12 protein-coding genes and 3 pseudogenes are annotated in these 13930 nt (G+C 68.3%); 6 read left to right on the forward strand and 9 right to left on the reverse strand.

Annotated features, from left to right (window positions below; all coding sequences use genetic code 11):
• Positions 1-63 precede the first annotated feature (63 nt).
• Positions 64-759: a hypothetical protein gene (locus tag ACFC0G_RS33270; protein WP_376410680.1), complete on the reverse strand. Its 696-nt coding sequence runs from the start codon at positions 757-759 to the stop codon at positions 64-66.
• 810 nt (positions 760-1569) lie between these two features.
• On the opposite strand from ACFC0G_RS33270, the gene ACFC0G_RS33275 reads away from it, so the two are divergent.
• Positions 1570-2091 (forward strand): hypothetical protein, encoded by a 522-nt coding sequence (locus ACFC0G_RS33275; RefSeq protein WP_376410683.1) that lies wholly within the window; start codon positions 1570-1572, stop codon positions 2089-2091.
• Positions 2092-2248: 157 nt separating this feature from the next.
• Here the strand turns inward: ACFC0G_RS33275 and ACFC0G_RS33280 are convergent, their stop codons facing one another.
• Positions 2249-2722, reverse strand: a complete 474-nt coding sequence (locus tag ACFC0G_RS33280; protein WP_376410685.1) for a nuclear transport factor 2 family protein — start codon at positions 2720-2722, stop codon at positions 2249-2251.
• Between the two features lie 663 nt (positions 2723-3385).
• On the opposite strand from ACFC0G_RS33280, the pseudogene ACFC0G_RS33285 reads away from it, so the two are divergent.
• Positions 3386-4213 (forward strand): annotated as a pseudogene (locus ACFC0G_RS33285) (IS5 family transposase).
• Positions 4214-4228: 15 nt separating this feature from the next.
• Here ACFC0G_RS33285 and ACFC0G_RS33290 read toward each other — a convergent pair.
• The 3 genes from ACFC0G_RS33290 to ACFC0G_RS33300 form a co-directional block, all read right to left on the reverse strand.
• On the reverse strand, positions 4229-4645 hold the full coding sequence (locus ACFC0G_RS33290) for a PPOX class F420-dependent oxidoreductase (protein WP_376410688.1): 417 nt from the start codon (positions 4643-4645) through the stop codon (positions 4229-4231).
• Between the two features lie 583 nt (positions 4646-5228).
• A complete protein-coding gene (locus ACFC0G_RS33295; protein ID WP_376410691.1) occupies positions 5229-5519 on the reverse strand; it encodes a DUF2188 domain-containing protein in 291 nt (96 codons plus the stop codon).
• Positions 5520-5537: 18 nt separating this feature from the next.
• A complete protein-coding gene (locus tag ACFC0G_RS33300) occupies positions 5538-6524 on the reverse strand; it encodes a Ku protein (RefSeq protein ID WP_376410694.1) in 987 nt (328 codons plus the stop codon).
• Between the two features lie 465 nt (positions 6525-6989).
• On the opposite strand from ACFC0G_RS33300, the gene ACFC0G_RS33305 reads away from it, so the two are divergent.
• A complete protein-coding gene (locus tag ACFC0G_RS33305) occupies positions 6990-7286 on the forward strand; it encodes a hypothetical protein (protein ID WP_376410697.1) in 297 nt (98 codons plus the stop codon).
• Between the two features lie 394 nt (positions 7287-7680).
• Here the strand turns inward: ACFC0G_RS33305 and ACFC0G_RS33310 are convergent, their stop codons facing one another.
• On the reverse strand, positions 7681-9045 hold the full coding sequence (locus ACFC0G_RS33310) for a PQQ-binding-like beta-propeller repeat protein (protein WP_376410700.1): 1365 nt from the start codon (positions 9043-9045) through the stop codon (positions 7681-7683).
• A 147-nt stretch (positions 9046-9192) separates the two neighbouring features.
• On the opposite strand from ACFC0G_RS33310, the gene ACFC0G_RS33315 reads away from it, so the two are divergent.
• The gene (locus ACFC0G_RS33315; RefSeq protein ID WP_376410703.1) at positions 9193-9498 is read left to right on the forward strand and encodes a hypothetical protein; all 306 of its coding nucleotides are present in this window, start codon (positions 9193-9195) and stop codon (positions 9496-9498) included.
• 25 nt (positions 9499-9523) lie between these two features.
• Here the strand turns inward: ACFC0G_RS33315 and ACFC0G_RS33320 are convergent.
• Positions 9524-10362 (reverse strand): annotated as a pseudogene (locus tag ACFC0G_RS33320) (IS5 family transposase).
• Positions 10363-11154: 792 nt separating this feature from the next.
• Here ACFC0G_RS33320 and ACFC0G_RS33325 point away from each other — a divergent pair.
• Both ACFC0G_RS33325 and ACFC0G_RS33330 read left to right on the forward strand, forming a co-directional pair.
• On the forward strand, positions 11155-12375 hold the full coding sequence (locus ACFC0G_RS33325) for an FG-GAP repeat domain-containing protein (protein ID WP_376410705.1): 1221 nt from the start codon (positions 11155-11157) through the stop codon (positions 12373-12375).
• A 16-nt stretch (positions 12376-12391) separates the two neighbouring features.
• Positions 12392-12594 (forward strand): annotated as a pseudogene (locus ACFC0G_RS33330) (transposase); the annotation flags it as partial.
• Here ACFC0G_RS33330 and ACFC0G_RS33335 read toward each other — a convergent pair.
• Together ACFC0G_RS33335 and ACFC0G_RS33340 are read right to left on the reverse strand one after the other, a co-directional pair.
• Positions 12566-13075, reverse strand: a complete 510-nt coding sequence (locus ACFC0G_RS33335) for a GNAT family N-acetyltransferase (protein ID WP_376410708.1) — start codon at positions 13073-13075, stop codon at positions 12566-12568. The pseudogene ACFC0G_RS33330 and the gene ACFC0G_RS33335 overlap by 29 nt on opposite strands.
• A 342-nt stretch (positions 13076-13417) precedes the next feature.
• Complete coding sequence (locus ACFC0G_RS33340; protein ID WP_376410711.1) at positions 13418-13879, reverse strand: MarR family winged helix-turn-helix transcriptional regulator; 462 nt, start codon at positions 13877-13879, stop codon at positions 13418-13420.
• Positions 13880-13930 lie beyond the last annotated feature (51 nt).

Below are 13930 nucleotides of genomic sequence, written 5' to 3' on the forward strand. Positions count from 1 at the left end.
GGACAACCTAGGGAAGGCTGATCACGAGGCCGCTGGGCGGGGACAGGATGGTGCAGCTCGTCCTCAGGTAGCCCAGGGCAGCCGTACCGCCTCGACACCGGTGTCGTTCAGCAGCGCCTCGATGAGGGCTGGAGACCCGGCGACCTTGGTGGCCCACAGGTCGTAGTCGGTGCACAGGACCCATGAGCGGTCTTCGGCCCAGAGGTTGGCGGGGCTGAAGTCGGGCAGTTCGGCCTCGGACATGTCGTAGAGGATCTCGGCGTCGCCGAGGCGCCCCACCCGCACATGGAGGTTGTCGAAGTCGACGGCCCCGAGCGTCAACGGGTTGTAGTAGGCCAGGCAGCGGGTGTCCGGGCCTGCGGGGCTGTGCGCGGCGAGGAGGTCGATCAGCCGGATCCACGTCTCACGGTCCAGGCTCCCCTCGGTGGGTGGGGCGATGCCGAGCGGCCAGCTGCCGTTCTTCGTGGCCGAGGGGAAGCAACGGTAGGAGGGCAGCAGCCCGTCGGGGACGATGGGGTCACCGGTCCGCCCGGCGAGTTCCGCCCAGCGCAGCCGTCGCCAGCCGGGGCCGGGGTGCTCGCTGCGGCCCAGGCCGCCTCCCGTAGCGGTGCCCACGGCGTCGAGATCGATGCCCGCGACGATGTCGCGCGGGGCGCTCCTGTCTGCCAGACGTGCCTGGCGGTGCTCATGGTGCGATACGTCGCCCGGCCCGTGCTCGTGCTCGTACATGGCGTTGAGGACCCAGGCGGCATCGGGCATCGCCGGTGGCATGAACCCGGTCAAACCGTCGCCGCACAGCTCAAACAACCATTCCGTCTCGCCGGCCGGCGAGAGCGGCCAAAGGCCTGACAGCAGGTTCGATTCCTCGGACACAAGTTCATGATCTCAGTTGCGGCCCCGGGCCACGCGAGGTCCGGCCTCATGGAGCCGCCCTGCCGCTGGGCATGCTCCGGTGTACCTGGCTGGGCACCGGGACGGGTACCTCGACACCACTGCACGAAAGCTGTGCCAGAACCGTTCAGGGCTCTGGCTCAAGCTCTGCGGCGCGTCTCGTCCACACGCCCGACGTGATCCGCTGGCCCCTGTTCCTGGTTGCGGAGCGTTCCTCGCCGCCGTCCGAGAGTCTGGCCGTCACCGGCTGGAGAAGCAGTTGCTCCCCGGCTGGCAGCAAGGCATCGAGCCGGCGCCCGGCGACGTCACACACGCTCGTCGACAGCTCAGCGATGATCTTGAGGTTGGCGCCTGGGGGTCCAGCTGGAGTTTCGAGACGGTGTCGTCGACGGTCGAGACGAAGGCGCCCTCTGCCGTCATCGTCAGGTGGGCGCGCTGTCTGCCTCCGCCGGAGTATCGGAATCGCGTGGCGCAGCGGAAGCGGACGGTCTCCCCGCGGCTGAGAGCGCCGATTGTCTGAGACATGCGCCTCAGGCGGTGAGGCCGGCTTGTTCGAATGGCATACCGATGAGATTCCGCTGTGAGGTCTCGCGAGGTACTTCGCTGATGATGAGGCATTTCGGTCACGACTGGGGGAGTGGATGGGCCTGTCGTGTGCCTGCGGTACACGCTGTGCCCATGGCGAGACGATTACAGGCCCGGACAGGTACGCCGGGTGGCTGCCTTCTCAACGGATGCCTGACCATTCTGGGACTGCTGCTCGTGGCCGTCGTCGGCGTGTGGATCTGGCTGGAGACGCAGCCGGCGCGTGATGATGCCCAGGCGCGCAAGAACCTGCGGGAGAACGCTGAAAGACTCCGCGACCGGCTGGGCGAGGCAGCGGGCGACGGCAGCCTTCCCGATACGGAGATCGCCCAGGTCTTCCCTCCCTCGAAGCCCGCCAAGGGCTTCGTCAGCGTGACGCGGCAGGGCGATGCGGTCACCGTGGTCGCGGAACTGCTCGGGCAGGGACCGCCGCGGGCTTTTATCTTTGTGTATGCGCGGCTAGTGACAGGGTGTTACGCCTTTGAGGTGTTGCCCCCGGCCCCTGGGGCCCCACGGCCTTCCATCCGGGAGCTATCGCAGGAGGCATGTGTGGCAGGCGTGGCCACGCGCTCCGTACCTGATCGCCGGGATCAACAGCCGCATGGCTCGAAGTAGCCCTGCACAGAGGGAGTCCGGCTCGTCTCCGCACAGAGCCTGTTCGAATCCAGGGATCACTCCAGCGTCTCCCGAAGCGGGGTTCTGGATCATGCTCTGTGGAGTGTCACGCTCCGTGGCGCAGGCATCTTGACGGCCGGTCGGCTGGGAGCCGTTCTCATGACTGGCCGGGCCCGTCGAGGCGTTCCGTGGGACCGGCGAAGGAGAGGAAGAGAGTCCGCGTGGTGAGCAGCCAGGTGTCTTCGACCTTGCGGAACGTGTCTTCGTAGTGGCCCACTTGAACCGGAGGTCGCGGCGGTATGAGGCCCTCGCTGTAGCCGTCGACACGGTACGTGGTGAAGTAGGTGGTGGCGGCGGCGGTGTCCGCAGAGGTCACGGTAACCAGGATGTTGGTGCATATACGGCGTGACAGTCGGTCTGCGGGCCGGTTGCCGAAGTAGCTGCGCAGGGCATCGTGACCCGCAATGCGGCGGTCGCCGGCGGGCCATTCCCAGGTGCCGTCCCGCGTGAACAGGTCCGCTACCGACCCCGGGTCCCCGAGGTCGAGCCGGTGGACGAACTCGACGACCAGCCGCTCACAAGCCCGCTCTGAGAGCAGGCGCTCCATCGGGTCAAGAGTTTCAGCAGTCATGATCAACTCATATCAGGTCGCCCTTGGTTGAGGGAACCTCACCCGAGCCGGACCCCGGTTCCGTGCTCATGTTCTCCGGAACCGTGCCCGTCTCTTGTCGCCCCAAGCCAAGACGAGGTAGAGCTACCCGTCGGGTAGCTGTCTTCTGTGCGTACAGGCGCCTCACGGCCTCCTGGCCACCTCCGGGCAGCACCACCCGTAGCGGCACTGGTTCGAACTCGGGGGAGGGCGTCGTCACGGGTGCGGAGCCCCGTCGTTCTGGACTGCCGCGGCGGCTGCGAGAAGGCGTTCCCAGGCGCGGGGTGTGCCTCCGTGCTGTTTGGCGAGCGTGGCGGCGCTCTGGCCCGTGGGCGCGCCGCTGGCGGGGGTCAAAGCCTCGTGGGCGGTGACAGGGCGGGGTCGTCTTCGTAGGCGTGCTGTTTGCGGGGGCTCTTGGTTTGCAGGCGTGGTGGCCGCCGCCCTCGGCCTGGCCGGGGGCGTTGTCGCGGCGGTCGAGGACCTCGGCTTGCTCACGAAGTGTGCCCCGGTCTGGGCGCTGTCGTGAAAGAGGTATCGGCTAGGCAGCGTCCGGCGGACTATGTGACTGTCGGATTGTCGATCGTTGTTCCCGGCGTGGGGCGGGGTGATCTGACGAATGCCGAGTGGGTCCGGTTGGAGCCGTAGTTGCCGGCGTTGGGACAGCGTGGAGGACGGTGGAACGATCACCGCAAGGTCATCAAGGAGATCCTGTTCGAGGTCCGAACGGGCATACCGCGGCGGGACCTTCCCGAGCGCTTCGACACCTCCAAGACCGTCCACGAACGGCACCGGCGCTGGTCGGCGGACGGCACGTGGGACCGGATCCTGCGTGCCGTCCAGGCCGACGCCGACCTCGCGGGCTGGATCGACTGGAGCATGGTCGGCGTTGACTCGAGGTCCTGCCGGGCCCATCAGCACGCGGCCGGGGCCCGGAAGAAAAGGCCACCCGTCCCGAAAAGGGACAACGCCCCGGCACCACCACCCCGACGAAGGACTCGGCCGGTCCCGGGGCGGTTTGACCAGCAAGATCCATCTCGCGGGTGAAGGTGGATGCCGGCCGCCGGCCTTCCTGGTTACGCCCGGACAGAGGGGCGACGCACCGCAGATGATCGAGGCCCTGAAGCGCATCCGCGCTGCCCGCCCGCGGAGCGGTCACCTTCGCACCCCGCCGGACCACCTCGACGGCGACAAGGCATACGGCTCACGGCGCAACCGCTGCTACCTGCGAAGACGCCAGATCAAGCACACCATCCCCGAAACCGAAGGACCAGCGGGCCATCCGCAAACGCCGCGGCAGCAAGGGCGGCCGGCCCACCGGCTTCGACAACGAGATCTACAAACGCCGCGATGAGGTCGAGCGCACGATCAACCGGCAAGAACTCCCGGGATGTCGCCACCCGCTACGACAAGAAGGCCTACGTCTTCCACAGCAACGTCACAGTCGCGGCGATCCGCTTATCGCTCCGTCCATGACTCGCCGGACAGAATCTAGGCGGTCTTGGTGGCGTTGCCGAGGATCTTGGTCGGGGTGATGCGGACGACCACTCGTACCTCTTCCGGCGGGGCCTCCAGGTACTCCTTGCCGCCGCCCGGGCCGAGGTATTCCTCGGCGATGCGGACGGCCACCGCGCGGTCGGCGTCCTCGGTAACGGTGGCCGTGCCGCGGATCTCGACGTACAGGTAGGGGTTGGCGAGGTCGAAGACGGTCAGGCCGACGCGTGGGTCGCGGAGTATGTTTCGTTCCTTGCGCCGGCCCTGTTCGGTGGAGATCAGCAGCTCGCCGCCGTCGCGGCTCACCCAGACCACCGAACTCTGCGGACTGCCATCAGGGTTGAGGGTGGACAAGACGGCCGGGTGCGGCACGTCAAGCAGGCTGCGCACGGTGTCGTTCATCTCAAGGGGCATGCCAGGGAGGCTAGTCGGGCTCTCTGGTGCGCCGCACCGGAATACCTTCCCGTCGTGCCAGATCGCCCAGGTGGGACCCTCAGGCCACCCTGCCCGCGCCCAGACCGGTGACCCGAGCGCGAGGCAGTCACGTGATCCGCCGGACACTTATCCGCCGGACAGGCCCTAGCGGCTTGGAACACGGGACACACCGACCAGGACGGTTCCGGTGAGGAAGAGCCCAGCGCCCACTGCCGTGACCGTGGGGAGGGCGTTCCCTGACGGAGTGAGGGTGAAAACACCGAAGAAACAGCAGAGACCGCTCCCCGTCAGCACCTGACCAAGCCCATGGGGCACAGAGCGCACGACCCGGCCTCGCTCCCAGGGATGAATCCACCCGGTGAGAAGCTCGACCACACCACATATCGATACCGCCAGAGAAACCGCGATGAGCGCCCCCAGCCCCACATACTGCATCCCGCCTCCTGGAGGCCATCGTGGCACACCAGCACGCCGGGGCAGGAGTGTCCTGCCGCCGCAGAAGCGGTGAAGCGGTCCTCTCTAGCCCTCGAATGCCCGGCCTTCGTGATCGCCCGGACAAGGCCTAGAAGAGGCCTCCGCGTCCTGCCTGGCGACCGCGTTCGCCTGGGGATGCCGTAGGGGCGCCGTAGGTGTACGCGGTGCGGATGTGTCCGTCCTGGGCGTGGACGATGACCTGCGAGGGGGTGTGCTCCTTGGCCCGCTGGCGTGCGGCGTCGAGCGCGTCCTTCTGCGTCCGGTGCGGCTCGTGCAGCATCCGGCGGCCTTCTCGACCCTCGACCTGCCACTTCACGCCCGCGGCGGCCGCCCGCTCGCCGGACGGTGTCACGTGGTGCACAGTCTGCTTCGCTGCCATGATCCTCGCCTCGCCCTCTCAGGCGGACTTCCGGCGCCGCGACGCCGCCTTCTTCGGAGCCGCCTTCTTGGCCGTCGCTGTCTTCTTCGCGGCGGTCTTCTTGGACGCTTCGGCCTTCTTCTTGGGCGCGGGCATCTCGTGGACGGTGGCATGCGCCCCCGTCTTGCCGCGCGACTTCTTGGCCTTGGCGACGGACGCCCGCAGCGCGGCCATCGGGTCGACGACCTGCCCTGCCGGCGCCTCCTCGACCTCGGCGGGCTTCGGTGCCCGGTGCTCGGCCTTGGCCTCGATGACCCCGTGGAGCGCCTCGGTGTAGTGGTCGGTGACGTCCAGCTCGTCGATCGATTCGACGAGCATCGTGCCCATCGGCGCGAGCGCGCCCTCCACCTTGTCGTCGGTCAGCTCGGTCTCCGGCGGGGTGAGCTCGGCGGGGGAGCGGATCTCGTCACCCCAGTGCAGACGGGACAGCAGCAGCGCATCGCCGAGAGGGCGGAGCAGACCGAGGCGCTCGCGCCCGCGGAGCGCGAACTTGGCGACCGTGGCGACCGCCACCTTCTCGTTGCGCTCGAGCGCGCGGCGGAGAAGGACGTACGGCTTCGCGGCTACCTGTCCGTCGGCGGTCAGGTAGTACGAGCCGGCGCCGTACTGGACAGGGTCGACGGAGGCCCGATCGATGAACGCCACGATCTCGATGGCCTTCGCGGTGGGCAGCGGCATCTCCGCCAGGTCCTGCTCCGTGATCAGGATGACGTGGCCCTTGCTGGCCTCGTAGTCCTTGCCGATCTCGTCCTCGCGGAGCTCCTGGCCGTCGATCTCGCACGTCTTGCGGTACCGGATCCGGCCGCCGTCCTCGACGTGCACCTGGCGTAGGGACACGTCGTGCCCATCCGTAGCAGCTTGGAGCTTGATAGGTACCGTGACCAGGCCAAACGACACCCCTCTGGACCACCGGGGCCGGGGCATCCCTACTCCTCCAGGAGACGTACTAGTTGGCCCACCATGCATCGATGCTGTCCATGCGAAACCGCACCTCCTGTTGACCTGCGGGGTGACGCGGACCCCGGAGCTCGTACGGTGCGCCACTGCTGATCGCCTCCGCCTGCTCGGCGAGGTCGGCGTCGGTGAAGCCGTGGAGCGTACGGTCGGTGAACGCGCGGAGCAGCGGCACGATCTCGGCGACCGGCCAGCCGTGGTGTGAGACGGCGAGCTCGGCATAGGGCGTTGGGAGGGGGCGCCGTATGTGCTCGTGGGGTCGAGCACGAGGTGACGGAACCGAGGCGCACCAGGAGTGCCCGCTCGCCCGGTTCATGCGGCTCTGCGTCGATCATCCGGGCCCGCCTCGGGCCTTGTCCGGGGGAGAGGGCGCGAAGAGTGCGCGGGCGTTGTCGGCGCTTTCTGGCAGAGTCGGGGCGTTCGTCCCGTGGTGGTCGACCGTCACGGCCCGTGTGTGACAGACAGGGACAGGGGAGCATGGTGACGGAGCAGAACGCGGTACTGGCCGATATGGGGACGGCCTCGTGGTCGGCTGAGGACGGCACGGCGTACGAGGTGGCCCTGGAGGGCATCAGCCACGTGGTGGGTGCCTACTCCGGGCTAATCGCCCGGGCTAAGAAGGCGGGCGACATCGGGCGAGTCGCGGAACTGGCCGCCGCGCAGGGCGCGTGGGCCGCCCGGCGCAAGAGCCTGATCCCGGAGGACCGAGCGGGAGTGGACACGGTCACCGGCGAGTCCGCGCAGATGCTGAAGCAGCTGCGGGGCGCGCGGTGACGGAAATCGAACCGCACCCGCCACGCCCTGTCCAAGGCGGAGAACGAGCGGATCGTGTGATCACATACCCCACCCGGGCCGCCACACCGGACAGACGTCTGGCGGCCGGTTGAGTAAGGCTACTGCTCGGCTGAGGCGGATGCGTCGGACATCCTCGTGGCAGAACCGGCAGGCCACCGTCCATGGAAGGTGGTACCCGCGGAAGGCCTCCTCGGACAAAGCCGAGCTCACGTTGCGGAAGGCGTGACGGCAGGCAGCAGCGCGGCGCCGGTTCCCAGGAGCATGGTGCGTCGCCGCACCGCGCGGGAGAGATGTCCGCCCGGATAGGCCTGCGGGACGATCGTCACCCGGACAACCGTGGAGGAAGCGATCCCGCCTCGTCCTGGCTGATCCGTTACTTGCGCGCGTACACCGAGAAGGGGCGCGCCCCTGAATCTTGCCGCACGGCGACGACCAGGTCCTCGTATACAAGCAGGTCTGCCAGCTCGCCCTGTGCCCGGTCCACGTCGACACCGGTGTCGATGCTCTCCTTCTCGTCGCCGGTGGCGGCGTCGAGTACCCGCAGTTCATCGAGGCCGTCGTGCCGGGAGCCGCGGTCGGCGAGAACGGTCACCCGGCCGCTGGTCACGTCGAGGGCGCGCAGACCGCCCGCGATGGCCACGTCCTCCAGCCAGACTTGGCTGCCGCTCGTGAGGTCGAAGGCGACCACGCGGTCCCGGTACGCCTCGCGCTCCCTGCTCTCGGCACCGAGATAGAGCCGCCCGTCCACGACGGCCACGAGGGCCGGCGTGTGTGCCTGGACCGTTCCGTATACGCCGGTGGTCTCGATCCGGCCGGCGGCCTTCCCGTCCGCGGCGAAGGCGAGGAAGGCGCCTGGCTGGCCCTCCGTCGTCCCGCCGGTCTGCACGACCGCCGGCTCGGCGGACAGCAGGGTCAACTGCCCGTCCGCTGCGGGCGTCGTCCGGCCGCCGAGGGGCGCGGTCCACCGCTGGCGGCCGTCGGCCGGGTCGAACGCGGCGAGTCGCAACTCGCTGCGGCCACAGGCGAGTACGGCGACGACCTGCCGCTCGCCGGCGGCGACCTGCTCGGGCACGCAGATCTCGGGTACGGCCGCTGTCCAGCGCGGGGCGCCAGTCCGCAGGTCGAAGGCGCGCAGGGCCTTTGTTCCGGAGACGGCGGGCCGGGCGTTGGGGGTTCGCAGGTCGTCGTCGAGGGCCCACATGTCGTCGGCGTCGCGCAGGACGGCGATCCCGCCACCGACGGCGACCATGTCGGTGAACGTCTCGGTCAGGTCCCCTCCCGGGGTACGGGGCGTGTGCCATCGCTCGCGACCGGTTGTGAGGTCCAGTGCGGCGACGGTCGAGCAGCCTGCGTCCGTCATGCGCCCCCGGGCGATCAGCAAGACGGAGTCAGCCGTCCGGCGGCTGACGGCGCAGATGTGCTCCTGTCCGGGTGTGGCGTACTCCCAGCGGCCCTTCCCCGTTTTTGCGTCGAAGGCGGTGACTGCGTCATAACGGCTGCGTACGAGCATGTCGCCGACGAGCCAGGCCCCGTTGCCGTAGTTCATGGCGCTGCTGTCGACAGGGGCCTCCCAGACGACGCGCAGCGAGCTCCCCAGGGCGGAGCAGCCCGCAGCGAGGCCGACGATGAGGAGCGCGGTGACGGGTGAGAGGAGGGGGCGGAGCCGCCCCGTTCCCTGACGGCCCGACAGTCGCCGCTCCCGCCCCGGCTCCGTGTCGTCGGTCGTGCGCGTTGCCATATGGATCCCCACCCCTGGCTCGAACGGTCGAAGCTCCGTCAGGGTAGGGCACCCCTGATCAACGCAGCGCGGGAAGCCTCCGGCCCGCTAGGGCTTGTCGTCAAAACATCTTGCCGAGACGGTGCGGAAGTCATGCATGATGCGTGCGTGGAACATCTTCCTGTCGACGTGCGCGCTTCGCTTCGACTGTTCGCCTTCTACCTGGCGAACGGCACCATCGACCTTGAGTTGCTCGATGGGTTCGACTACCGCTCGACCGTTTTTCATTCCGGCTCATCGTTGGAGATGGTCTTCGCGATCTATGGCAATGTGCTGCAGGTTGACGCAAACGGCATGGTGCTGAATGACGGGGATGCGCAGTACCGGGCCGCGCAGTGGATTCGGGCGCGCTGCGACCGGAGCTATCGGGTCGAGCCGCCGTTCGAAGCCTGGGAGACCGAACTTCATCTCTGAGGACCAGGCGCTCGTCGTCGGGACATCACGCCCGCATCAAGAGCGCGGCGAGAGCAACGGCTGCCTGGTAGGACTCGGCGGTCTTGTCGTAGCGGGGGCGAGGCCGCGCCACTGCTTCAGCCGGTTGAAGCACCGCTCCACCACGTTGCGCCGCATGTACAAGTCCCGATCGAACGCCGGGCGGGCGCCCGCCGGCGCTTCCCCGACGGTGGCGGTTCGCGGCCAGATCGGCCCGCTCGGGGATGGTGTGCGCGATGCCCCGCCTCCGTAGCCAAGTGCGGATCGCCTTGGAACTGTAGCCCTTGTCGCTGATGACGTGGTGCGGCTGCATCCGGGGTCGTCCCGGCCCGATTCAGGGGACCCGGATGGCATCCATCACAGCGGTGAACTGGGTGCAGTCGTTGGTGTTCCCGCCCGTCAGTACGAACGCGAGCGGACGGCCCGAGCTGTCGCAGGCCAGGTGAATTTTGCTGGTCAGACCATCTCGGTACCGTCCGAGGGCAGGGCTCCGAGCCCCCTCTTTTCGGGCTCCGGCGGCGTGCTGGTGGGCGCTGTCGATGGTGAAGTCGACCGACACCAGCCAGTCGATGTCACCGGCCGCGTCGGCCTGCGCTTGCGCGGTCTGGAGCATCCGCTCGAACGTGCCGTCCGCCGCCCACCGGCGGAATCGGGTGTGGAGACTGGCCCATGACGCGTATCGCTCGAGCACGTCCCGCCAGGCGATCCCGGTGCGGAACTTCCACACGATCCCGTTGAGCACCATCCGGTCATCGAGACGCGGCCGCCCCAGCAAGGTTCTTGGCAGCATCGGCTGCACAAGTTCCCCCCGGCATCGGACAGTTCATGGCAGCGTATCCCCGCCATGATCCACAATCCAAGATCACTTTGACGACAGGTCCTGGCGCTCACGGGCCACAGGAAGCGCTGTGCTCCACAGCCGGAGGTGTGGAGCACATGGGAGGCATACCAGCTACCGGCCTTGTGGAGGCCGCGGGTCACGGCGATGTCGATGGCGGCGCCCAGTTCGACGGTGAACCGAGGGCCTTCGCATTGCTACGCAACCACGGTCACCCCTCGTGGTTCCAACAGGTCTGCGGGGCCGTCCCGGCGAGGGAGGTCGCCGGGACGGCGCGATGTCATCCTGCGGACACAGCAGTCAGCTGAAGCCACCTGGCGGCCTCCGTCAGCTGGCCGCCGGTGCCGGCGGTCGGGTCCGAGATTCCCATGCGGGTCAACCGGCGCCAGATCGCCACCTGACGGGGATCTGGCTCCGCCCCGATCGGCTTGTGCAGGAGCTCCTCGACAAGGCCGGGCGGCGTGCAGTGCTGGCCACTGCCCTGCAGAGAGAACGCGAGCCGAGTCAAGGTCGAGCCGGTGGCCGGTCGGGTGGCTCGCGCCCAGGCAAGAGATCGACGAGGGCGGCCTGAACGCCGCACCACCTCCTGCCGGGCGGGCACATGAAGCCGGCCCTTGGGAGGCGGGGAAGTTCGCATGATGCCGAGCAACTGGGCTCTCCATGGCCACCGGTCGACCCGCTGGCCAGGTGAACGACAGTGCAAGCCGATTGGCCGTGCAGGTCTGTACAACCTTTCGACTTCTCATGCGTCATAGGAGTGTGGTGCACGGTGCACCAGATGCGTCTGAGGGGGAAGCGAATTGCCCTGTCCCGGTGCCACCCGGCGCTTCGTCACTGCCCTCGCCACCATCCTGGCCGTCACGTCCGGCGCGAGCGCCGTGAGCAGCCCGGCAGCCGTGGCCGCCTCGGCCGAGGACGATGTCACGCTCATCCGGCACAGCGTGCCGCCCGTCATCGACATGACCAACCGCCAGTACATCTGGCTGGACTGGGAGCTGTCGGGCGGTACGTGGGCCAAGATCGTCATCCGCAACATCCGCACAGGTCACACGACCACCGACCACATAGGGACTGCCTCGGGTTCGAGCACGTTCCGTCTCTCCTGGGACACATTCGACGCCGAGAGGGGCGACGTCCCCGACGGGGACTACACCTGGACGATCACGACGGAAACGGCTGACGGCACCCCGCTGGACTTCAAGGCATCTGGTTCCTTCAAGCTCGTCCGCCGGCCCGCTGCGCACGACCTCAACGTCAACGGCGCCTTCGACCTCCTCCAGCGGACCGAAGACGGCCGCCTGTACCGCACCGACAGCACGTACTACAGCGGCGAGCTGGAGATGGCCGCTTACCGTCGTGAGTACATCGGCCCGGGATGGCAGGCCTACGACCGGATCGAGGCGGTCGGCAACCTCGGGGGCTCGGCCGTGAGCGACGTCCTGGCCCGAGACGTCTCCGGGGCACTGTGGTTCCACGCCGGCAACGGCAAGGGCGGCTTCTACAGCCGCATCAGGGTAGGCATCGGCTGGCAGATCTACAGCCGGATCACCGGAGGCGGCGACCTGACCGGAGACGGCAGGCCGGACGTCCTCGCCGCTGACAAGGCGGGCGTTCTCTGGCTCCACCCCGGAACCGGCAACGCCACCAGCCCCTTCACCGCCCGCAAGAAGCTCGGCGCCGGCTGGGGCGTCTACAACGACATCACCGCCGTCGGAAACATCGCAGGAGGCCCGGCCGGAGATCTCCTCGCACGCGACACCGCGGGCGTTCTGTGGAGCTACCTGGGCAAGGGCGACGGCACGTTCGCCCCTCGCACGCGCGTAGGCGGCGGCTGGAACACCTACAGTCACCTCATCGCCAGCGGAGACGTCTCCAAGGACGGCCGCCCCGACCTGCTCGCCATCCGCAGCAACGGCGACATGTCGCTCTACCGGGGCACCGGCAATTGGAAGGCCCCACTCCTCAGCGCCCAAACTGTCTGGTCCTACAGCATCGGGTTCGGATTCGACCACGCTGCCTGACCGGCGCCCCGAATCACGCGGTGTCGAGTCCTGAGAGCGACTTGGGCGCCGCCGGTGGGTCATCGAGCGGATCATGCCTGGCTGACCGGCTACCGCCCGCTCAACCACAGCTACGAACGCCACCCCCGCAACTACCTGGCCTTCCTCGGCCTCGCTGCCGCCGTCTGCTGCTACAAGCGACTCGTCCGCCTCAGGGCAGGTCGGTGCAAGGGTCGATAGCCCAGTGGTTGGTCTGCAGGACTCGACCGGCGAAGGGCACGTCTTGCTTGCCGAGGAATCGGAAGCCGAGGGTGCGGCAGATGCCGTTGGACGGGGCGTTGGCTGTTGCGGGGAATGCGTGTATCAGCCCCCACCGGCCGTCGTCGCGGGCCAGCTCAAGCAGCGTGCGGACGCCCTGCTTTCCGAGTCCCCGTCCCTGGTACTCCGGCAGCACCATCCAGCCGATCTCGGAGATGCGCTCGCCGTCTGTGTCGTGGGGCCACAAGGTCACGGTTCCCGCGACCACGTCCAGCTCGGCCTCCTCGGGCACGATCATCTTTGTCCAGTCGGTGTCCGCTGCCACCCGTTGAACATCACGTTGGACCTTTGCCTCCATGCCTTCGCGAGGCAGCGGTCCGCCCAGCTCGGCCATCATGACCGGGTCGCATCGCATCCGGACGTATGCGTCGACGTCGCTGTCTTCAACATCACGTAGCAGCATCTGTGTTGCTCCCTTGTCTTCGGATTTCAGACGTCATGGTGGCGGCGGCTGACTTCGGCCGCGTAGGCCCCCAGTCCCCGGCGGCGGCTCGCTGCCATTTCACGGCGACGGTGATGTCGATGTCGATGCCGAGGGTGCGGGCGAGGGCGGCGGCGGGCAGCTCGGTGGCGAGCTGAAAGAGCGCGGTCGATCGGGCTTCCGCGAGCCGGATGCCCCGGAGGCATCTGGGTCAGTTGTGAGCCGCCTCCGAAGGAGACGCCGCACGCCGTCATGCCCACCAACCAACACCGCCCGGTCGCGCCCGCCGCTCTTGGCAGAGCGCAACGGCGCCGCGTCGGCGTTTCAGTCGGCGTTGTGGGTGCGCAGCTGCTCGGCGGCTTCCTGGTAGGCGTCGGTTGCGCGGGCGAAGTAGTCGAAGAGGACTTCGAGCTGCTCGGGTGAGTAGCCCCTGAGGAGCTGGCCGATCCGCTGCCGGGCCGGGGCCATGACCCGGTCGAGGTCGGCGGGCTTGCCGATCGGTTCGACGATCACCTTGCGGCGGTCTCCGGGGTCCGGGGCCCGGCGCACGTAGCCGGCCTGTTCGAGGCGGTCGATGAGGCGGGTGGTCGGCCCGGTGGTGAGGCCGGTGCGGGTGCCGAGCTCGCCGGGGGTCATCGGGCCGGTCAGTTGAAGGATGTTCAGCGCGTAGAGGTCGGTGGCGCCGAGCTCGCAGGCCTTGGCGCTGGCATGGCCGTGCAGCATCACGGCGCTCAGGTACCGGCGGTAGACCTCACTCGCATCGGATGGCACGGCAGGCGTTGACATGGGCTCCTCCACTCCCTAATCTCTTCCTCAATGAAGAGAAATCTTCAAAGA

Origin of the sequence: Streptomyces sp. NPDC056169 (assembly GCF_042268445.1) — a bacterium.
In the GTDB taxonomy this organism is placed as follows: Bacteria; Actinomycetota; Actinomycetes; order Streptomycetales; family Streptomycetaceae; genus Streptomyces.